At 72.6% G+C, this 19,965-nt stretch carries 16 protein-coding genes; 10 read left to right on the top strand and 6 right to left on the bottom strand.

Features of this window, described 5'->3' with window-relative positions; all coding sequences use genetic code 11:
• Nucleotides 1–3: 3 nt before the first annotated feature.
• From O145_RS06430 to O145_RS16400, 4 genes are all read right to left on the bottom strand, one after another.
• Nucleotides 4–2,223: an NADP-dependent isocitrate dehydrogenase gene (locus O145_RS06430; protein ID WP_043561289.1), complete on the bottom strand. Its 2,220-nt coding sequence runs from the start codon at nucleotides 2,221–2,223 to the stop codon at nucleotides 4–6.
• A 92-nt stretch (nucleotides 2,224–2,315) separates the two neighbouring features.
• The gene (locus O145_RS06425) at nucleotides 2,316–2,810 is read right to left on the bottom strand and encodes a DoxX family membrane protein (protein WP_043561287.1); all 495 of its coding nucleotides are present in this window, start codon (nucleotides 2,808–2,810) and stop codon (nucleotides 2,316–2,318) included.
• Between the two features lie 162 nt (nucleotides 2,811–2,972).
• Complete coding sequence (locus tag O145_RS06420; RefSeq protein ID WP_043561284.1) at nucleotides 2,973–3,659, bottom strand: hypothetical protein; 687 nt, start codon at nucleotides 3,657–3,659, stop codon at nucleotides 2,973–2,975.
• A 111-nt stretch (nucleotides 3,660–3,770) separates the two neighbouring features.
• Complete coding sequence (locus O145_RS16400; protein WP_084682426.1) at nucleotides 3,771–5,357, bottom strand: serine/threonine-protein kinase; 1,587 nt, start codon at nucleotides 5,355–5,357, stop codon at nucleotides 3,771–3,773.
• 496 nt (nucleotides 5,358–5,853) lie between these two features.
• On the opposite strand from O145_RS16400, the gene O145_RS06410 reads away from it, so the two are divergent.
• The 8 genes from O145_RS06410 (at nucleotide 5,854) to O145_RS06380 (ending at nucleotide 11,315) form a co-directional block, all read left to right on the top strand.
• Nucleotides 5,854–6,555 carry a sigma-70 family RNA polymerase sigma factor gene (locus tag O145_RS06410; protein WP_043561281.1) on the top strand — a complete coding sequence of 234 codons (702 nt, stop codon included), beginning with the start codon at nucleotides 5,854–5,856 and terminating at the stop codon, nucleotides 6,553–6,555.
• Nucleotides 6,555–6,890, top strand: a complete 336-nt coding sequence (rsrA, locus tag O145_RS06405) for a mycothiol system anti-sigma-R factor (protein WP_043561278.1) — start codon at nucleotides 6,555–6,557, stop codon at nucleotides 6,888–6,890. The genes O145_RS06410 and rsrA overlap by 1 nt, the downstream gene beginning before the upstream one ends.
• 213 nt (nucleotides 6,891–7,103) lie before the next feature.
• A complete protein-coding gene (locus tag O145_RS19865; protein ID WP_404976001.1) occupies nucleotides 7,104–7,178 on the top strand; it encodes a 50S ribosomal protein bL37 in 75 nt (24 codons plus the stop codon).
• A 247-nt stretch (nucleotides 7,179–7,425) separates the two neighbouring features.
• On the top strand, nucleotides 7,426–8,151 hold the full coding sequence (locus O145_RS06400; protein WP_052374754.1) for a GntR family transcriptional regulator: 726 nt from the start codon (nucleotides 7,426–7,428) through the stop codon (nucleotides 8,149–8,151).
• 212 nt (nucleotides 8,152–8,363) lie between these two features.
• Entirely contained in the window at nucleotides 8,364–9,080 is a 717-nt protein-coding gene (gene deoC, locus O145_RS06395; RefSeq protein WP_043561275.1) for a deoxyribose-phosphate aldolase, read from the top strand.
• Nucleotides 9,081–9,107: 27 nt separating this feature from the next.
• On the top strand, nucleotides 9,108–9,887 hold the full coding sequence (locus tag O145_RS06390; protein ID WP_229118397.1) for a YczE/YyaS/YitT family protein: 780 nt from the start codon (nucleotides 9,108–9,110) through the stop codon (nucleotides 9,885–9,887).
• 9 nt (nucleotides 9,888–9,896) lie between these two features.
• Nucleotides 9,897–10,865: a LysR family transcriptional regulator gene (locus O145_RS06385; RefSeq protein ID WP_043561272.1), complete on the top strand. Its 969-nt coding sequence runs from the start codon at nucleotides 9,897–9,899 to the stop codon at nucleotides 10,863–10,865.
• Nucleotides 10,866–10,913: 48 nt separating this feature from the next.
• Nucleotides 10,914–11,315 (top strand): hypothetical protein, encoded by a 402-nt coding sequence (locus tag O145_RS06380; protein ID WP_229118396.1) that lies wholly within the window; start codon nucleotides 10,914–10,916, stop codon nucleotides 11,313–11,315.
• A 96-nt stretch (nucleotides 11,316–11,411) separates the two neighbouring features.
• Here the strand turns inward: O145_RS06380 and O145_RS06375 are convergent, their stop codons facing one another.
• Complete coding sequence (locus tag O145_RS06375; RefSeq protein ID WP_043561266.1) at nucleotides 11,412–12,002, bottom strand: GDSL-type esterase/lipase family protein; 591 nt, start codon at nucleotides 12,000–12,002, stop codon at nucleotides 11,412–11,414.
• 198 nt (nucleotides 12,003–12,200) lie between these two features.
• Nucleotides 12,201–15,986: a multifunctional oxoglutarate decarboxylase/oxoglutarate dehydrogenase thiamine pyrophosphate-binding subunit/dihydrolipoyllysine-residue succinyltransferase subunit gene (locus O145_RS06370; protein ID WP_043561263.1), complete on the bottom strand. Its 3,786-nt coding sequence runs from the start codon at nucleotides 15,984–15,986 to the stop codon at nucleotides 12,201–12,203.
• Between the two features lie 431 nt (nucleotides 15,987–16,417).
• Between O145_RS06370 and O145_RS06365 the strand changes: the two genes are divergently transcribed.
• Together O145_RS06365 and O145_RS06360 are read left to right on the top strand one after the other, a co-directional pair.
• Entirely contained in the window at nucleotides 16,418–17,794 is a 1,377-nt protein-coding gene (locus O145_RS06365; RefSeq protein ID WP_229118395.1) for a hemolysin family protein, read from the top strand.
• Nucleotides 17,791–18,888 carry a CNNM domain-containing protein gene (locus O145_RS06360; protein WP_043561250.1) on the top strand — a complete coding sequence of 366 codons (1,098 nt, stop codon included), beginning with the start codon at nucleotides 17,791–17,793 and terminating at the stop codon, nucleotides 18,886–18,888. Before O145_RS06365 ends, O145_RS06360 begins: the two co-directional genes overlap by 4 nt.
• Nucleotides 18,889–19,965 lie beyond the last annotated feature (1,077 nt).

Below are 19,965 nucleotides of genomic sequence, written 5' to 3'. Positions count from 1 at the left end.
GCCTCAGAGCGCGTCGATAATGCGGTTCAGGGTCTTCGAGGGGCGCATGACGGCGTCCGCCCTGGCCGGCTCGGGGCGGTAGTAGCCGCCGATGTCCACCGGACGGCCCTGCACGGCCACCAGGTCGGCCTGGACGGCCTCGTTGGCGGCGCCCAGCGCCTCGGCCACCGGCGCGAAATGCGCCGCCAGCCCGGCGTCGGCGTCCTGCGCCGCCAGCTCGCGGGCCCAGTACAGGGCCAGCCAGGCGTGCGAGCCGCGGTTGTCGATCCCGCCCAGTCGGCGCGCGGGGGAGCGGTCGTTGTCGAGCAGCGTCGTCGTCGCCGCGTCCAGGGCGTCGGCCAGCACCACGGCGCGCGCGTTGGCGCCGACCTGGGCGACGTGGCGCAGCGCCTCCGCCAGCGCCAGGAACTCGCCGAGCGAGTCCCACCGCAGGTAGTTCTCCTCCAGCAGCTGGCGCACGTGCTTGGGGGCGGAGCCGCCCGCGCCCGTCTCGTACAGGCCGCCGCCGCTCATCAGCGGCACCACCGACAGCATCTTGGCGCTCGTGCCGACCTCCAGGATGGGGAACAGGTCGGTGTTGTAGTCGCGCAGCACATTGCCGGTCACGCTGATCGTGTCCTGCCCGCGCCGGGCCCGCTCCAGGGACAGCCGCGTGGCGGCCACCGGGTCGAGGACGCGGATGTCCAGGCCCTCGGTGTCCTCCTCGGCCAGGTAGCGGCGGACGAGCCCGGCGATAACGCGGTCGTGGCTCCGCTCCGGGTCCAGCCAGAAGACGGCGGGCGCCCCGGTGGCCCGGGCCCGGGCGACGGCCAGGTGCACCCAGTCGCGGATGGGGGCGTCCTGGGTGGTGCAGGCGCGCCAGATGTCGCCCGCCTCGACGTCGTGGGACAGCAGCACCGTGCCCGGCTCGGCCCCGGCGCCGCGGACGGCGGCCACCTCGACGCGTCCGGCGGTCGGGATGAGGAAGGTCTTGTCGTGGCTGCCGTACTCCTCGGCCCGGCGGGCCATGAGCCCGACGTTGGGGACCGTGCCCATGGTGGCGGGGTCCAGGGCGCCGTGGGCCTTGCAGTCCTCGATGACGGCTTCGTAGACGCCGGCGTAGGAGGAGTCGGGGATGACGGCCAGGGTGTCGGCCCTGTCGCCGGCCGCGTCCCACAGCTTGCCGCCGTTCCTGATCATGGCGGGCATGGAGGCGTCGATAATGACGTCGCTGGGCACGTGCAGGTTGGTGATGCCGCGCTCGGAGTCGACCATGGACAGGCGAGGGCCCGCCGCCAGGTCGGCCTCGATGGAGGCACGGATCGCCTCGCCGTCCTCCAGGGCGTCCAGCCCGGCCAGGATGGAGGCCAGCCCGTCCTCGGCGCGCAGCCCGGCGGCGGCCAGGGCCGTGCCGTGGGCGGCGAAGGTCCGCGGCAGGGCGGCGCGCACCGCGTGGCCGAAGATGAGGGGGTCGGAGACCTTCATCATGGTGGCCTTGAGGTGGATGGAGAACAGGACGTCCTCGGCCCTGGCGGCGGCGAGCTGGGCGGCGAGGAAGGCGTCCAGCGCGGCGGAGGACATGCAGGTGGCGTCCACGACCTCGCCGGCCGTCACCTGCAGCGACTCGCGCAGGACGACCGGCGCCCCGCCGTCGGCCGGCACGAGGCGGATCTGCAGGCTCCCGGCCTCGGGGACGACGATGCTGCGCTCGTTGTGCCGGAAGTCGCCGGCCTCCATCGTGGCCACGCGGGTGCGCGAGTCGGGGCTCCACGCCCCCATGGCGTGCGGGTGGGAGCGGACGTAGGCCTTGACGGCCCTCGGAGCCCGGCGGTCGGAGTTGCCCTCGCGCAGGACCGGGTTGACAGCGCTGCCCTTGACGGCGTCGTAGCGGGCGCGGGCGTCGCGCTCGGCGTCGGTGGAGGGGGAGTCGGGGTAGTCGGGCAGGGCGTGCCCGCGGGCCTGCAGCTCGGCGATCGCGGCCCTGAGCTGGGGCAGGGAGGCGGAGATGTTGGGCAGCTTGACAATGGTGGCGCTCGGGGAGGCGGTCAGCTCCCCGAGGGTCGCGAGGTCGTCCTCGGCCAGGTCGAAGGCGGCCAGGATGCGGTGCGCCAGGGAGATGTCGGCGGTGGCCACGCTCACGCCCGCGGCGCGGGTGAAGCCCTGGATGATCGGCAGGAGGGAGTGGGTCGCCAGCATGGGCGCCTCGTCCGTCCAGGTGTAGATGACGTTCGGCTGGTCGCTCATGCACATGTCCTTCGCTGATGGCCCGGTGGCGCTGTACGCGCTCACCCTAGACGATCGAGCCCGCACGGGGCGCGCGCCCCGTGCGCCGCCCGTCAGGCGCGGCTGGCGCGCCCGGCCACCCAGGCCGCGGCGATCGCCTTGCGCTGCCGTTTATGGTTCTCGAACCGCCAGGTCAGGGACGGACGACCCTCCCGGTCGACGGCGGCCAGCAGGAGCCCGGCCCCGACCGCGCCGCCGCGGGCCAGGCCCGACAGGGCCTCCTTGCGCGCCTGCGCGCCCTTGACCGCCCACACCGGGTTGTTGATCAGGGTCAGGGGAAGGTTGAGGGCCGCCAGCACGGTCGCGCAGGTGCGCGGGGCTCGGCTCGTCGCCAGGCCCAGTCCGGCGGCGACACTCACCGCACCGCAGGCCCTGGTGAGCATGCGGGCGTCCGAGGTGAGCACCGGCGGCAGGCCCGCCTTCTCCAGCAGCGGTGAGACCTTCTCGAAGCGCTCCACGTGGCGCGCGGGCCGGGTGAGGGCATCGATCCCGTCCAGGACGAAGGACGCGGCGAGCATCGGGCGGGCGAAGGCGCGCAGAATGTTCATGACACCATCCTGGCCCACGGGAGCGCTCGCGGCCAGGTTCTCGCCGCATGTCCGCCGGCCGACTCCGGGCTCCCGCCGAGTACCCGTCGGGAGGGCGCCGGGCCTGCGGGCGGGCGCGGGGAGACGGCGCCTCGTGCAGGGCGGTGGGTCGGATGCCGGTGGTCAACGGGTCGTTCTGAGCCCGCTCGCCGTGAACCCGTTTCCCTTCCACGACAGATCGGCGGAGCCGATCCCCGTGAAGCACAGGTGGCACTGGCGGTCCCCGCTGACCTCCTGATTGACCCACTCGAGGTGGGCGGCGCCCTCTGATGTCGTGATTGATGCGATCATGCCCGCCTCGGCTCCCGAGTCGATATCGCGGAGACTGATGCTGCCCGCCAGGGACAGGGTCTCCGTGTAGGCCGCGATGTCCGTGTGGAAGAGGTCGGTGCCCCCGCGGTGGCACTCGAGCGGGACCAGGGTGAGGGGGCCCGCGCTCGTGCTCATGACGATGGTGGGATGCCGGAGGAAGGCGAACGCCGTCGTGCCAGTGGAGTCCTGAGCCGACGCATAGCTGTTCGCGAACGACGCCGTCGTGCCGTCGTCGGCGATGCACCCCTTGGGAAGGGGCAGGCGCGCGCCCCTCAGATCCGGAGCGCCCGGGGCGTCCTGCGCCAGCGGGTCCAGCGTTTCGGCGCCGGAGGGGCTCGCTCCGCCGGAGGCCGCACCGGCCGCGGTTCCCGAGGAGGAGTCCGCCGGCTCCTCGGTCGGGGCGCTGTCGGCGCTCCCACCCCACGAGCAGGCACCGGTCAGGGCGAGTGCAGTCGCAATGCAGGCGGTTGAGAGGACGTGGCGAGGGCGTGGGTGCATGGGGCTCGATCCTCACACGAGAGTGCGGACGGTGATAAGGACGTGAGAATGCGGCAAAAGTGATGGATGAGTGAGGCGGTGGCCGGGGGTCGGCTGCTGCTCAGGCGCCTCCTAGCGGTCGATGAAGCTGATGGAGTCCACCTTGTTTCCCTCCGCCTCCAGGACCACGAAGGGGGTGGGGCAGCTCGCCTGACACGAGAAGTCGATCCGGCAGGCAACCTGGTTCTCGGCCACCTGGATTCCGGCTGCCGTCGCGTCGGCATTGTTCATGCAGGTATTGATGCTGTAGCCCGCCGACGCGTTGTGGACGATGTAGTCGCGAGCCGTCTGGTAGCCGGCGGCCGGTGACGGGTCCTCCAGCTGCTGACGCGCCTGAGGAGTCGTCTGGCGCCATATGCTGGTCTCGTCGGACTGCTTGAGCGACTCGACGAATGACGTTGCGACGGTGCTCCTGTCGTTTGCGACGCCGTCGCCGTCCGCGGGCGCCCCGACGCCCTCCTGCGATGCGGCGCCCGTCGCCCCGACGCCGTTGTGAGACGGGTGGGTGTAGATGTAGGCGGAGGCCCCGACGGAGCCGGCGATCGCCAGGATGCTCACCGTGGCCACGGCGATCGGCAGCGATGATGAGCGCTTGTGCGGACGTGGTGGCGGTGGCGGCGCGGGAGCGCGGCGCTCCGGATACCTGGGGTATGCGGGCTGGGTGCCGGGCTGGGGCGGCGGCGCCGGAGGGCTTAACGTGGTAATGGTCTCGGCGACCTCCGGGGTCTGAGGGATCTGAGGCGCGGGCGCGGCATTCTTCTGCGGCGGCGCGGGCGGGGGAGAGGAATCCGGCGCGCAGGGCGAGGATGACAGGGTGGGGGCTGCGGGAATTCCCGACAGTGCGATTGACAGGTACTTCAGGGCGTGCTGCGCCTCGTTTATGCTGGGACGTGCCGTCGGGTTCTTGTCCAGCATCTTGCTGATGAGGTCCCACAGCGAGTCGGGGATCCCCTCGGGGCGCACGGGCGCCATGAGGATCTGGGCAGCGATGACGTAGTTGTAGGTTCCGCTGAAAGGGGTGACTCCGCACGACAGCTCGTACAGTATGATTCCCAGGGAGTAGACGTCCATGGCGAAGGACGGGCGGGCTCCGCCGTTCACCTCCGGCGCCATGTACAGCGGCGTCCCCGCGCCTACGGCGGTGCGCGTCAGCACCGCCGAGTCGCAGATGGATGCGACACCGAAGTCCACGATCTTCGGTGTCTCGGGGGATGTGGAGGAGTCCATGAGAATATTCTCGGGCTTGATGTCCCGGTGGACCACTCCGGCATTGTGCACGGCTGCGATTCCTGCCGATATCTGGGCCCCCAGCCAGGCGACCTCTTGGGGGGGCAGGGCGCCGCGCGATTTGATGGTGTCCCGAAGGCTGCCGCCGTCTACGTAGTCCATGACGAGTCCGAGCGTATTCCGCTCGACGACGATGTCGTGCACCTCGATGACGTTCGGGCCCGCGGCCCTCTTAAGAGCGCTTCGCTCCTTGAGGAACGCGTCTATGACACTGCTCTCGGCGGTTATGGACTTGTGCAGCACCTTGAATGCGAGCGGCCGCGGAGAATCTTTCGAGTGGCCTTTCCAGACTTCTCCCTGAGCCCCTGAACCGATCTGCTCATCCAGTATATAGGTGCTGCCGAGGTACTGAGAAGATGGAGATTCTGTCATGAGATCTGCCTGGTTCCGCGAAGAAGAGAAGAGGATATGAGAAGAAGGAACAAGCCCGGTGAAGGAGAGGCTACCAGAAAGCGCGGAGCGGTGCACCGGCCTATGGAGGGAAGGCGCAATGACCTGCCGGCGCGTCCGGGGCGGACGGCCCGGGGGCGCCTGGGGCGGCCCCGGGCCGCACGCCTGCCGGGGGGCGGCCGGGGCGGACGCCGCGCCGACCGGGCGGGGAATGAAACCGGGGTGCCCGCCTGTTGGTCAGGACGTGACTGCGAAACTGCCGATCAGACCGCCCGGCCCGACGGCGTCGTACCGCGCGGGCCCGTCTCGCACCCGCGCGCCGGTGGGCGGGCCGCGGCGCCGAGGAGACCGATCGACACCTTCGGAGCGTCATCCGCGTGCCGGCGCGCAGGGCGGGGACGTCCGCCGGGGCCGGCCGAGCGCTCTGAGCGGCGCCGATTGCGGGCGCGGGTGCCCAGGGGCGTTAGGCTCGTGGACGATGACGGACACCGACGACTCGCGCCCCGACGGCGCCCCGCGCGAAGACGGCGACGCGGCCACCGACCTTCTCACTGACATCGACCCCGACGGCTCCGGCGACCTCGACCGGGCCCCCGAGGACGAGTCCGAGGAGGAGCGCGCCGCGCGCTTCGAGGCCGACGCCCTGCCCTACCTGGACCAGCTCTACGGCGCGGCGATGCGGATGACGCGCAACCCGGCCGACGCCGAGGACCTGGTCCAGGACGCCTACGCCAGAGCCTTCGCCTCCTTCCGCCAGTACCGCCCCGGCACGAATCTCAAGGCCTGGCTGTACCGGATCCTGACGAACACCTTCATCAACTCCTATCGCAAGAGGCAGCGCGAGCCGCTGCAGTCCGACGCCGACGCCGTCGAGGACTGGCAGCTGCACCGCGCCGCGTCCCACGACTCCACCGGGCTGCCCAGCGCCGAGAACATCGCTCTGGACGAGCTGCCCGACGAGGAGATCAAGGCGGCCTTGTCCGAGCTGAGCGAGGACCGCCGACTGGCCGTCTACCTTGCCGATGTCGAGGGCTTCTCCTACAAGGAGATCGCCGAGATCATGGACACGCCCATCGGCACCGTCATGTCGCGTCTGCACCGCGGACGTCGCCAGCTGCGCGAGCTCCTGGCCGATCATGCCCGTCAGCTGGGCTACACCACGACTCGGGAGGGCCGCTGATGGGCGGATCGAATGAGAAGGACGAGCGCTGCTCGTGCTCGGAGGCTCGCGCGCACCTGGAGCGCTTCCTCGACCACGAGTGCGACGGCGACCTGACCGCGCGCCTGGCCGAGCACGTGGCGACCTGCGAGCACTGCTCCCGCATCGCCGACGCCGAGACCCACCTGCGCGAGATCCTGCGGTCGCGCTGCGCCGAGCAGGCTCCGCCCGAACTGCGCGCCCGGGTGCTGGGGCGGCTGTCGGTCATGCGGGCGACGACGTCGGCGACTACGGCGACCACGGCCGATGGCACGACGACGGTCCGCAGCCAGGTCGTCCGCTACCGCCTCGGATGACGATCCCGGAGCCGCCGGGCCCCTGTCGCGGAGATCTACCGATCTCGAGCCGGAATACTGCCGGTCTCGGTGAAGGGGGCGCGGCCGGGAGGGGCGCGCGGCGCGCGTGACCGGTGCAACTGGTGGGCGTGTGGTCCGCGATCCCGCTCGTGTGCAAAAATGAGTGGCGTTCCGTGCCCCCTCGTGGGGCGGTCCAGACACGAGGAGGCCATTATGGGCAAGCGCGGTCGCAAGCGTCGTGCACGCGCCAAGAACAGCGCCAACCACGGCAAGCGCCCCAACGCCTGAGCCGGGTCTGCGCGTCCGGCGCCGCACCCGGGCAGCCGATGGCGCGGCCGGTCACCCTGCGGTGGCCGGCCGCGCTCGTCATCGTTCCGGCGCGGGTGCGCGGGCTCTGAGGCGCTGTCGGGCCGCCGGCGGGGCGGCGCGGCCGTGCGCACGCCGCCGGCATCCCGCGCGACGGCGAGAGGACCTGCTCTTGTATATACTGCTGTGGGCCGGTTTCTGGCCCCGGGGTGTCTGTCAGGAGGAGCGCATGCCAGTCAAGGCGACTGCCGATGAGCAGGACAGGCCCCGCTACCGGGAGATCGGCGAGTGGCTGGAGGAGGAGTGCGGGAGACTGCCGGTGGGCGCCCTGCTGCCCTCGGAATCCCAGCTCGCCGACAGGTTCGCCGTCAGCCGTATGACCGCCCGGCACGCGCTGGAGAGGCTGCGCGAGAGCGGCCGGATCGAGCGCCGGCGCGGCGTCGGCAGCTTCGTGGCCGCCCCGCAGCTCCACCGCCCCGACGCGCTTCTGCGCTCCTTCACCGAGGAGCTCCGGGTCCGCGGCATGGCCGCCTCGTCGGCCGTCCTCGAGGCCGGCCTCGTCGTCCGGCCCGTTGAGGCGCGGGCGCTCGGGATGGATCCCAAGTCCACCCTGGTCTTCATCGATCGCGTCCGCTGCGCCGACGGCGCGCCCGTGGCCCGGGAGCGGGTGCACCTTCCCGAGAGGTACCGCGCCGTCCTCCAGGCCGATCTGGCCGGCGGCTCCCTGCACGCCGCCCTCAGGGGCGCCGGCGCCGTGCTGGCCAGGACCAGCGGCGTGGTGACCTCGCGCCTGGCGACGGCGGAGGAGTGCAGGCTCCTGCTGGTTGACGAGCCGACCGCGCTGCTGGTCGAGACTCGGACGGTCACCGATCCGGAGGGCACCCCTGTCGAGACGACCGAGACCGCCTACATCGGCGCGCGCTGGGCGATCGACACCCTCGGCTCGGTGGGCTGACGCTCTCGCATCGACGGATCCGGCGGGGGCGCTCACCGCGGGCGCCCCCGCCTCTGCGTCCGGGGCCAGGACGGGCGCGCGGACGTGGTGCGGATCGCGCTCCCGCACCCTGTCCAACAGGATGTATATACAGGTATGGTTCTCGCTGAGGCGCCCGGGGAAGTCCCCTCCGCCTCCCGCACCCGTGAGACCACGCAAGAAAGAAGACACCCATGCACCCCACCAAGCCCGCCGCCGAGATGACCCGGGACGAGCTCGCCGCCTACATCGACTACTCGATCCTCAAGCCTGAGTTCACCACCGCGGACGTCGAGCGCGAGGTCCGCGCCGCCGTCGAGCTCCGCTGCAAGACGGTGTGCATCAATCCCGCCCACATCGAGACCGCTCTTCCCCTCGTGGCGGGCACTGGTACGGGGATCTGCGTCGTCATCGACTTCCCCTTCGGCACCTCGAGCACGCGCTCCAAGGCGGCCCAGGCCGAGATCGCCCTGGAGCACCCGATCGAGGACCTCGACATCGTGATGAACTACGGCCGGCTGCGCGGCGGCGAGATCGAGCGCGTCACCGAGGACCTCAGGGCCGTCGTCGAGCTGTGCCACGCCAAGGGCGTCATCGTCAAGACCATCTTGGAGACGGACGCGCTGACCGACGACGAGATCCGCGCAGCGGCCGAGGCCGCCATCGCCGCCGGCACCGACTTCATCAAGACCTCGACCGGCTTCTACACCGGCACGCCGACCCACGGCGAGCGCACCGGCGCCTTCGACGACATGGTCCGCCTCATGCAGGACGCGGCCGCCGGGCGGGCCAGGGTCAAGGGCTCCGGCGCCATCCGCGACCGCGAGCACTTCCTGCGCCTGATCGACATGGGGATCGACCGCATGGGCGTGGGCTACCGGTCGGTTCCCGTCGTCCTCGGCCAGGAGTGACGGCGTCCCGGGCGGTACCCTCGGCACGTGACAGGCCCCCTCGACGACGACGGAGCCGGCGGCGGGGTCGCCGCCCCGCTGCCGCAGGGGCGACAGCCAGGACGGTGCGAGATGCCTTCGGGACGCTTGACGGACAAGAAGCAGTGGACCCTGCGGGGCGGCTCCCTCCTGCGCCGCGTCCTCGTGTGCGTCGTCGGGGAGATCATCACCTCGCTCGGGATCGCGATCCTCCTCATCGGGCACGCCGGCGTCGACCCCTACACCGCCTTCCTGCAGGGCGTGGCCCACCTGTCCGGCCTCTCCTTCGCCGCGGTCGTCCCGATCGTCAATATCCTCCTGCTCGTTGTGGTCATCCCCTTCGACAGGACGATCTTCGGCCTGGGAACCGTCCTCAACTTCACCATGGTGGGGGTGCTGGTCGATTTCTTCCAGGCCGTCTACGCCGAGTACCTCACGTTCACGTACACCGTTGCCGGAATGCTCGTGTGCCTGCTCATCGGGATGGGCCTGTTCAGCCTGGGCGTATCGATGTACATCACCTGCGACCTGGGGCAGGGGCCCTACGACGGCATCGCCCCCGCGATCAACCGGGAGCTCCCGCGGGTGAGCTACCGCGCCTTCCGCGTGACCCAGGACGTCCTCGCCATCGCCCTCGCGCTCGTCCTGACCGGCTTCGACCTCTCCCTGGGGATCGTGGCCGTCGGGACGATCGTCATGGGCTTCTTCCTCGGCCCGATCATCGGCCTGTGCAACACGAGGATCTCCAGCCGCCTGGTCGGCCAGCCGCCGGGGCGGGTCCCTCCGTAGACTGCCGGTGTGAACGACCGACTCAGTCCCGAGGGCCTGCGCTACGCTCAGGCGGTCGCTCGAACCGGCTCCTTCAGCGCGGCCGCCCGGGAGCACAGCCTTACGCAGCCGGCGCTGTCCAACGCCATCCGCCGTCTGGAGGAGGCTCTCGGCGATCGGCTCTTCGAGCGCAGCACGCGCGGGACCACTCCCACCGCCTTCGGCGCGGCGATCCTGCCCAGGGTCGATGCCGCGCTGGCCGCGCTCGACACCGTTACCGCCGAGGCCCGCCACTGGCACGCTCCCGAACCGCTCCCCGTGCGCGTCGGCGTCTCCCCGCTCATCAGCGCGGGCGTCGTAGCCCGCGCCCAGCGCGCCGTCGCCGCCCTCCCCGGCCGCGGGAAGGACTCCCTCGTCCTGCGCGAGGCCGACCTGTCCGAGCTGTGTGCCGCGCTTGACGACGGCGAGCTCGACCTCATTGTCGTCCCCGCCGTTCTCCCGCTCACCCGCTGCCGACACCGCGTCATAGGCAGCGAGCCCGTCGTGCTCGTCGAGCCGGAGGCGGGCGACGCAGGAGCCCCTTCTGCGGCGACTGCGGCCGCCCGCGTTGACGAGCTTGCGCACCGCACCCTTCTTCTCGTCCCCGACACCTGCGGGCTGACGACCTTCACCCGCGGCCTGCTTGCCGACCGCGGCCTGCCCCTGCGGGCCTACTCGGGAGAGCGCGGCCTGCTTGCCGACCGCGGCCTGCCCCTGCGGGCCTACTCGGGAGAGGCCGCCAGCTACCGGGTGCTCGAGGGCTGGGCGGGGATGGGGCTGGGCAGCGCGCTCCTGCCCCGCTCGAAGGTGACCTCCGTCGAATCGCGTGCGCGCCCTGTGGTCGATGTCGACGGCGCGGCCATCACCATCGCCTACGAGGCCGCCTGGGACGGCGCGTCGCCGATTGCGGACGAGCTCGAGTCCCTGGCCGGGGGCCTCGCCTCCGAGGGCGGCCCATAACCGGGCGCGCAGGGCGGCCGCCCCGGCGCCGGGGCATAACGTCGCGTGATGCCGGCATCAGCCAAGAGCCTCTACCGGCGCCGCCGCGCCGATTCCTACGGTGTGGGCAGTGACGCGCCGGCGGCCGACCGGCACCGGGCGCCACCCGACATCGAAGGAGCCACCATGACCGCCTACCTCCAGGTCACCATGACCATTGACCCGGCCGACCGCGCCGCCGGCGCCAGGATCTACTCCGACTACAAGCAGGAGTTCCTCGACACGGTCCCCGGCGCGGAGAGCAAGGAGCTGCTCGTCCGCGACGAGGACGTCCAGGTCCTCCACGGCTTCGAGACCGTCGAGCAGGCCGGCGCCTACCTGACCAGCGAGCTGTTCACCGCCAAGGTCGTCCCAGGCCTGACCCCGTTGTTCAAGGCCGACCCGGACATCCGCGTCTACTCCGTGGCCTGAGCCGAGGCGCGAGGGCCGGGACCGGCTCAGCGCGGCGGACAGGGGGCGAACCGATCTCGAGCCGGAGATGAACCGATCTCGGCGCAGGGGAGGCGCTCAGGAGGGCTGGGACACGCCCAGCCACTCGTACCAGCCACGGTGCAGCACCAGCCAGGCGAGCAGGCCGTAGCCGGCCTGGCCGGGGTGGTCGCCGCCGGCCGCGGCGACGTCGGTGATCCACTGGTCGTGGTTGCGCAGCGGCTCGAAGGTCTCCACGTAGGGGACCCTGCGCCGGTGGCACACCTCGGTCGCGGCGCGCGACAGGGCCGCCGTCGCGTCGGGGCTGACGCTGGGCAGCGGCGGGGGCCCGACCACGAAGCAGGACCGCTGCTCGCCGGCGGCCTTGTCCAGGATGTTGGCCAGCGCCAGGCGGCTGCGCGCGGGCGAGATGCCGGAGCCGACGTCGGCCACCCCCAGCCCGATGACCATGCGGTTCACCCCGGTGTGGGTGGAGCGCAGGGCCACCTCGGGCGGCCAGCGGTCGGCGAGCTGGACCGTCGTCTCCCGGGGCACGGCCAGCGTCGCCCAGAAGGCCTCCAGGTCTCGGGGGGTGCGCGCCATGACGCGCCCGGCCCACCCCAGGGCCCGAGGGTCGCCGTAGCCGGCTACGAGCTCGTCGCCGATGAAGTGGATCCGGGTCTCGTCCACATGGCTCCTTTCCTCTCGACGGCCATCGGGCCGGACCCAGCGCCGGCTGCCGCGATCCGCCGTCGTGCAGTTCCTCCTGAAGGAGACGCTACCGCGCCCCGGGCCCGGACGCGTCAACGACGGCGCGTCCCCCGGGCGGGCAGGCTCACAGGCAGGGCCGTCGGAGCCGGTCGAGGAGGCTCAGGGCCGTCGGGACGGTCAGCCGCGATCGAAGGCCGCCGCCATGAGCGCCGCCTGCTGCGCCCGGTAGGCGCCGGCGCTGCCGACCGCCGGGGAGGCCGCCTCGGTCGGGGAGGCGAGCCGCAGCCGCCCGCCGCCGGTGAGAGAGGCGGGCATGTGCAGGGCGAGCCACGGCCAGATGCCCTGGTTGGCGGCCTCGTCCTGGACGAAGACGAGCTCGGCGCCCGCGTAGGGGGCCAGCGCCTCGGCCAGCTCGGCCTCAGGCAGCGGGTAGAGCTGCTCGAGGCGGACGATCGCGGTGGACGCGTCGCCCCGCTCGGCCCGCTCGTCGACCAGCGCGTAGTACACCCGGCCCGAGCACAGCAGCACCCGGTCGACGCCCGCGCCGGCGGCGACCCGCTCGTCGGTCTCGCCGACGACCGGCAGGAAGGCCCCGGCGGTGAGGTCATCCACCTGGGAGGTCGCGGCCTTGAGCCGCAGCAGCTGCTTGGGGGTGAACACGACCAGCGGGCGGCGCGGACGGGAGTAGGCGTGCTCGCGCAGCAGGTGGAAGTGGTTGGCGGGCGTCGAGGGCATGACCACCCGCATGTTCCCCTGGGCGCACATCTGCAGGTAGCGCTCGATGCGGGCCGAGGAGTGGTCCGGTCCCTGGCCCTCCTGGCCGTGCGGCAGGAGCATGACCAGGCCGGAGCGCTGGCCCCACTTCTGCCCGGCGGAGGCGATGTACTCGTCGATCACGCACTGGGCGCCGTTGGCGAAGTCGCCGAACTGCGCCTCCCAGACCGTCAGCCCCTCCGGGCGCTCCACCGCGTAGCCGTACTCGAAGGCGAGCGCCGCGTACTCGCTCAGCAGCGAGTCGTAGATGCTCAGCGGCGCCTGGTCCGGGGTGAGGAAGTCCAGCGGCGTCCACTCGGCGCCCGAGTCGTTGTCGTGCAGGACGGCGTGGCGCTGGGCGAAGGTGGCGCGCCTGGTGTCCTCGCCGGCCATGCGCACCGGCACGCCCTCCATGAGGAGGGAGCCGAGCGCGATGAGCTCGCTCAGGGCCCAGTCGATGCCGCCCTCACGGGTGGCGCGCCGCCGCCTGGCGAGCATGGCCCCCAGCTTGGGGTGGACCGTGAACCCCTCCGGGTAGGCGACCTGGGCGTCCCCGATGCGCTCGACGACGTGGCGCGGGACCGCGCTGGTCCAGCCGATCATCATGCCCTCGCCGGCGCGCTGGGAGGCGGGCACCTCCAGGCTGGTGGTCTGCAGGCCGACCTTCGTGGGGTCGGTGGCGTCGAAGGAGTCGCTGGAGGCGCTCTGAGCGGTGCCGCCCGAGCGCGCGTGGGCGGCCCGGGTCTCGGCGAAGATCCGTTCCAGCTCGCCGTGGAACTCCTCCTCGATCCGCTGGGCATCCTCGGCCGCGATGTCCCCGCGTCCCACCAGGTCGGCGGTGTAGACCGTGCGGGTCGACGGCAGGGAGTCGATGAGGCGGTACATGACCGGCTGGGTCATCGACGGGTCGTCTCCCTCGTTGTGGCCGCGGCGGCGGTAGCAGATGAGGTCGATGATGACGTCCTTGTGGAAGGCCGCCCGGTACTCGTAGGCGCGGTGGGCGGCCCGGGCGACCGTCTCGGGGTCGTCGGCGTTGATGTGGAAGATCGGCACCTGCAGCCCCTTGGCCAGGTCGGTGGCGTATGTGGTCGAGCGGGCCGACGCCGCCCCGGTGGTGAAGCCGATCTGGTTGTTGACCACGATGTGCACGGTGCCGCCGGTGCGGTAGGCGGGCAGCTGGCTCATGTTGAGGGTCTCGTAGACCACGCCCTGCCCTGCGAAGGCGGCGTCGCCGTGCACCAGCACGGGCAGCACCGTGTAGCCCTTGTCGCCCAGGCCGATGCGGTCCTGCTTGGCGCGCACGATCCCCTCGACGACGCCGTCGACCGTCTCCAGGTGGGAGGGGTTGGCCGCCAGGGACACGCGCGTGCTCACCCCGTCGGTGCCGGTGAAGACGCCCTCGGTGCCCAGGTGGTACTTCACGTCCCCGGTGCCCGCGCCCTCGATGACGCTGGTGCCGTCGAACTCGTCGAAGACCTGCCCGTAGGACTTCCCGGCGATATTGGTCAGCACGTTGAGCCGGCCGCGGTGGGTCATGCCGATGACGACCTCGTCCAGGCCGTCGTGGGCGGCCGAGTCCAGCAGCCGGTCCAGCAGGACGATGAGGGACTCCCCTCCCTCCAGGCTGAAGCGCTTCTGGCCCACGTACTTGGTCTGCAGGAAGGTCTCGAAGGCCTCCGCCTGCTCCAGCTTGGTCAGGATCCGACGGCGCTCGGCCGGGGTGACCGCCATCCACTCGCCCTCGAGACGCTCCTGCCACCAGGTGCGCTGGGCCGGGTCCTGGATGTGCATGTACTCGATGCCGGCGGTGCGGCAGTAGGCGCGGCGAAGGCGCGCGAGGATCTCGCGCAGGGTGGCGCGCTCGGTGCCGCCCAGGCCGCCGGTCGGGAAGGTGCGGTCCAGGTCCCACAGGCTCAGCCCGTAGGAGGACAGGTCCAGGTCCGGGTGGCGCCGCAGGCGGTAGGTCAGGGGGTCGGTGTCCGCCGCCAGGTGGCCGCGCTGGCGGAAGGCGTGGATGAGCTCGGCCACGCGCGCGGGCTTGCCCGTCTCCAGATCGGGGTCGTAGGTGGCGTCGCGGGCCCAGGCGACAGGCTCGTGCGGGATGCGCAGGGACTCGAAGATCCGCTCCCAGAACCCGTCCAGGCCGAGCAGCTTGCGCTCCACCAGCCGCAGGAACTCCCCGGAGGCCGCCCCCTGGATGACGCGGTGATCGTAGGTGGAGGTCAGTGTGACCACCTTGCCGACACCGTGGCGGGCGAGGGTCTTCTCGCTGGCGCCGGCGAAGGCGGCCGGGTACGCCATGGCGCCCACCCCGACGATCAGGCCCTGCCCGGGCATGAGACGCGGCACCGAGTGCAGGGTGCCGATCATGCCGGGATTGGTCAGTGTGACCGTCGTGCCGCGGAAGTCCTCGACCTCCAGCCCGCCCGCGCGCGCCCTGGCGACCAGCTCCTCGTAGGCGGCCACGAAGCCGGCGGCGTCCATGAGGTCCGCCTTCTTGATGGAGGGCACCAGCAGACGGCGCTCGCCGCCGGGGGCGGGGACGTCGATGGCCAGGCCGAAGGCGACGTGGGCGGGCGCGTGGAGGGCGGGCTTACCGGCGGCGTCGGTGGTGTACGAGACGTTCATGGAGGGCATCTCGGTCAGAGCCTCGACGACGGCCCACCCGATGAGGTGGGTGAAGGAGATCTTGCCGCCGTGGGTGTGGAGGAGGTGCCCGTTGATGATCGCACGGTTCTCGATGAGGACCTTGGCGGGGATGGCGCGGGCGGAGGTGGCGGTCGGGATCGACAGCGACGCCTCCATGTTCTTGGCCGTGCGGGCGGCGGCCCCCCTCATGCGCGAGTCGTGGTCCTGGCAGGCGTCGTCGTCTGACGAGCCGGTGTAGTGGTGAGCCGTGCGCTGGGCGTAGGGCGACGTCGGCGGGGCGGCGTCCGAGGGCGGTGCGGGCGGCAGGTCCGAGCGGGTCACGTCCTGTATGGCCGTGGACGGGCGGCGGGGGGAGGGCCGCAGCGCCGACGACGGGGCCGGTGCGGCCGCGCCGCCCGCAGCGGGATCCGCGGTGTGCGGGCCGGAGGCCGCCGCGCCCTCGAACAGGGCCCGCCACTGCGGTGTCACCGAGGAGGGGTCGGCCAGCCAGGCATCCCGCATCTCCTCCACCATCCACTCGTTGGCTCCGAAGCCTGCGGCGGTGCTGTCCAGTGTCGACACGGTGCGTCTTCTCCTCGTCGCGGGGTCGGCAGCACCCGTCCGCGAGCGCTGTCGCGTGGCGGCGTCGGCGGGTGGGCGGATGGTGCTCGTGCGTCGTCGTGCGTCATCGTACGGGGAGAACCGGGGGTGCCGGGGCGAAACGCGGGACTAAAGACACATTTGTTTCGGGCATGTGACGGGGATGGGGCGGGGGGCCGACCGGCGCGACCGTCCAGCTCCCCCACCGCCCAGCTCACGCGCCGCGGGGCGGGTGATAGCGTGCGAGCCACTATGCGATCGGCATCCCGGCGGGCACGCGGACGCGCTTCCCGCCATCATCCGGAACCTGGCCATCCTCATCCCGCGCGCTCGCAGACCCCGGCGCCCGCCGCGCGCGGCGCTCCGCCGACTCGGCAGCCTCCGCCGCCTCTGCAGATCCCGGGCGGTGCCGCGTGACCGACTGGCTCATGATCGCTCTGGGTCTCCCGCTGACCGCGGGCACGGCCCTGTTCGTCTCCGGCGAGTTCTCCCTGGTCGCCCTGGACCCCTCGACCGTCGAGACCCGCGCCGCCGCGGGCGACAGGCGCGCCACCACGGTCCGCAGGGCCCTGGGCCGCATGTCCACGCTCCTGTCCGGCGCCCAGGTCGGCATCACCCTGACCACCATCCTGCTCGGCTACACCATGCAGGACGCCCTGGCCAGGATTCTCGGCGGGCTCATGAGCGCCTGGCTGGCCCAGTCCGTGGCCACCGGCGCGGCCGTGGCCATCGCCCTGGTGGTCGTCAACGCCTTCTCCATGGTTGTGGGCGAGCTCATCCCCAAGAACGCGACCCTGGCCGACCCCATGCGCACCGCCGGGCTCGTCGCCCCCTTCCTCATGGTCTTCACGGTCGTGCTCAAGCCGGTCATCGTCGTCCTCAACGACACCGCCAACCTGGTCCTGCACCGCATGGGCATCGAGCCGGTCGAGGAGATCAGCGGCACCCGCAGCGCCGGAGAGCTCGCGGCCCTCGTGCGCCACAGCGCCGAGGAGGGCGCCCTGGACCCCTCCACCGCCACGCTGCTGACCCGCTCGATCGGGCTCGGGGCGCTGACCGCCGTCGACGTCATGACCGACCGGGGCCGCCTCCACGTCCTGGACCAGGCCGACACGGCCGACGCCGTCGTGGCCCTGGCCCGCACCACCGGCCACTCCCGCTTCCCGGTCATCGGCGAGAGCCCCGACGACGTCCTGGGCATCGTCCACCTGCGCCGCGTCATCGCCGTGCCCTACGAGCGGCGGGAGAGCGTGCCGGTGACCTCCTCCTCCCTCATGACGCCCGCCCCGCGGGTGCCCGAGACCATGCCGCTGGCCGCCCTGCTGGTCGAGCTGCGCAACCAGGGCTCCCAGATGGCCGTCGTCGTCGACGAGTACGGCGGCACCGCGGGCGTGGTCACCCTCGAGGACGCCATCGAGGAGATCGTCGGCGACGTCGCCGACGAGCACGACCGGCGCCGGGCCGGGGCGCGCGCCGACGCCTCCGGGGACTGGCTCGTGCCCGGCTGGACGCGCCCCGACGAGCTCGCCGCGCGCACCGGCCTGCACGTGCCCGACGACGGCCCCTACGAGACCCTCGCCGGCCTGGTCATGACCGAGCTCGGGCGCCTCCCGCAGATCGGCGACACGATCGCCACGCCGCGGGCCGCGCTCACCGTGGAGGCCATGGAGGGGAGGCGCGTCACCCGCCTGCGGGTGCGCCCCGTCGCCGGGTCCGCTCGGGACGACGCCGCCGGGGACACCCCCGCGCCCCGGGGCCCCGCCGGGCGCGACGGGGAGGAGGGCCGATGAGCACCCCGGTCGCCCTGATCATCACCGTGGCGCTGCTGGCGGGCAACGCCTTCTTCGTCAGCGCCGAGTTCGCCGTCACCTCCTGCCGCCGCTCCCAGCTCGAGCCGCTCGCTGCCGCCGGCGACGCCCGGGCCGCCACCGCTCTGTGGGCCCTCCAGCACATCTCGCGGATGCTCGCCACCGCCCAGCTCGGCGTCACCGTGTGCTCGACGGGCCTGGGCGTCGTCGCCGAGCCGGCCATCGCGCACGCGCTGACGCCCCTGCTGGCCAGGATCGGCATCGGCGACGCCGGGGCGCACGCGGTGGCCGTCGTCATCGCCCTGGTCCTGGTCGTCTACGTCCACGTGGTCTGCGGGGAGATGGTCCCCAAGAACATGTCGATCGCCGCGCCCGAGAAGGCGGTGCGGCTGCTCGCCCCGCCCCTGGTGTGGGTCTCCCACGTCTTCGGCCCCGTGATCACCGCGCTCAACGGCTTCGCCAACTGGACGCTGCACCTGATGGGCCTGGAGCCCAGGGAGGAGGTCGCGGCTGCCTTCAACGCGGCCGAGGTCGCCTCGATCGTCGAGCGGTCCACCGCCGAGGGCGTCCTGGAGGACGACACGGGTCTGCTCACCGGCGCCCTGGAGTTCTCCGAGGAGACCGCGGGCAGTGTCATGGTGCCCCTGGACTCCCTGGTCACCCTGCCCGGGGACTGCACGCCCGAGGACGTCGAGCAGGCCGTCGCCGCCACCGGCTTCTCCCGCTTCCCGCTCGTGGGCGGGGGAGCGGGCGGCGAGGCCGCCGACGCCGGTGGGGCCGGTGAGGGCGAGACGCGCGACGGCCCGATCGTCATCTCCGGCTACGTCCACCTCAAGGACATCCTGTACGCCACCGAGGCCCAGCGCAGCGAGCCGATACCGTCCTGGCACGCCCGCGCGCTCGTGCCCGTGCACGCCGGCGACGAGGTCGAGGACGTGCTCGCCGCCATGCAGCGGACCGGCGCCCACCTGGGGCGGGTGGAGGACCCCGAGGGCGTCACCATCGGCGTCGTCTTCCTTGAGGACATCCTCGAGGAGCTGATCGGGGAGGTTCATGACGCCATGCAGCGCGGCTGACGGCGAGCCCCGCGTGTCTGCGCGGTCGGCCCGACGCGGTGTGGTGTACTGGCGCGCCTGGAGTGTGCCCGGGTCCACGGAAGAGGCGCGCTCCGGGTGTTAAAGTGCCAAGGTGGAGATCAGCGACCAGTCGACGACACGGCGTCAGCGCCGTGAGGCTGAGCGCGCCGCACAAGCGCAGCGTGAGGCCGAATCACATGCGATGAACCGGACCGGCGCCCGTCAGCAGTCTCGCGGGCGCACCACCGCGTACACGGGCGCGCATGCTGGTCCCGCAGGGGACGCACGGCCCGTGTCGCGCAGGAGCTCCGCCCGGGCGCCCTCCGGGTGGAGGCCCGGGCCTCCGACGGCCGCGCCACCCACGCCCGCGACGCCGGTCACGGGACGCCCCAGACGCGCGGCCGACCGCCCCGTCGCGGCACCTGCACGGCCCGCGGCCCCCGCGGCAGGGCCCGTGGAGTCTGCCGCATTCTCAGCATCCTCAGCGTCCTCGGCGTCCTCCGCGACTTCTTCCGCTTCCCCGGCCCTGAGGCCCCGGGCGCCCTCGTCCTTCCGCCCCCGGCCCGCTCCCCGGGCGCCACTGGGCGGGCGCACCGTCCCGGCCCCATCACCCCCCTCTCCCGCCCGCTCGGGCCCGCAGTCTCCTGCCTTCCGCGCCGCGCCGCCGACGCCCCGGGAGACAGCGCCTCGTGAGCCCGCCGGTCCCGGCGAACCGCCCACCGGCGTCATCGCCTGGGACGACATCATCTCCTCGCCGGCGTCTCCGCCCGGGAGAACGTCCCCGAAGTCCAGGAGCGGCACCCGCTCCAGGCGTCCCTCGCGTCCCGGGGCCGGCGCGGGGACCCGCACCGGCGCGCAGCCCGAGCCCGCCCGAGACGCGGGGCGGGGCGTCGGGCGCGCCTCGGGCCGTGCGCACGCTTCGAGGCCCGGGCCGGTTCCGGGGCCCGGGCCGGTTCCGAGGCCCGGGCCGGTTCCCGGGCCCGCTCGGGCCGTCCTGGGCGGCCCTTCTGCGCCCGCGGCCCCCGCGCCCGCGGCCCCCGTACCGGCGGCCCCCGTACCGGCGGCCCCCGCGCGGGA

Source organism: Actinomyces israelii DSM 43320 (genome assembly GCF_000711965.1).
GTDB lineage: Bacteria > Actinomycetota > Actinomycetes > Actinomycetales > Actinomycetaceae > Actinomyces > Actinomyces israelii.
Note: the sequence above shows the minus strand (reverse complement) of the source record. Positions and strands in the feature narration are given on the sequence as shown.

What these genes read in the sequence shown, in the direction of transcription:
- O145_RS06425 (WP_043561287.1), bottom strand. Translation starts at nt 2,810, where the DNA reads ATGAACATTCTGCGCGCCTTCGCCCGCCCGATGCTCGCCGCGTCCTTC.
- deoC (WP_043561275.1), top strand. Translation starts at nt 8,364, where the DNA reads ATGCACCCCACCAAGCCCGCCGCCGAGATGACCCGGGACGAGCTCGCC.
- O145_RS06360 (WP_043561250.1), top strand. Translation starts at nt 17,791, where the DNA reads ATGAGCACCCCGGTCGCCCTGATCATCACCGTGGCGCTGCTGGCGGGC.
- O145_RS06380 (WP_229118396.1), top strand. Translation starts at nt 10,914, where the DNA reads ATGCCGGCATCAGCCAAGAGCCTCTACCGGCGCCGCCGCGCCGATTCC.
- O145_RS06430 (WP_043561289.1), bottom strand. Translation starts at nt 2,223, where the DNA reads ATGAGCGACCAGCCGAACGTCATCTACACCTGGACGGACGAGGCGCCC.
- rsrA (WP_043561278.1), top strand. Translation starts at nt 6,555, where the DNA reads ATGGGCGGATCGAATGAGAAGGACGAGCGCTGCTCGTGCTCGGAGGCT.
- O145_RS06410 (WP_043561281.1), top strand. Translation starts at nt 5,854, where the DNA reads ATGACGGACACCGACGACTCGCGCCCCGACGGCGCCCCGCGCGAAGAC.
- O145_RS16400 (WP_084682426.1), bottom strand. Translation starts at nt 5,357, where the DNA reads ATGACAGAATCTCCATCTTCTCAGTACCTCGGCAGCACCTATATACTG.
- O145_RS06400 (WP_052374754.1), top strand. Translation starts at nt 7,426, where the DNA reads ATGCCAGTCAAGGCGACTGCCGATGAGCAGGACAGGCCCCGCTACCGG.
- O145_RS06420 (WP_043561284.1), bottom strand. Translation starts at nt 3,659, where the DNA reads ATGCACCCACGCCCTCGCCACGTCCTCTCAACCGCCTGCATTGCGACT.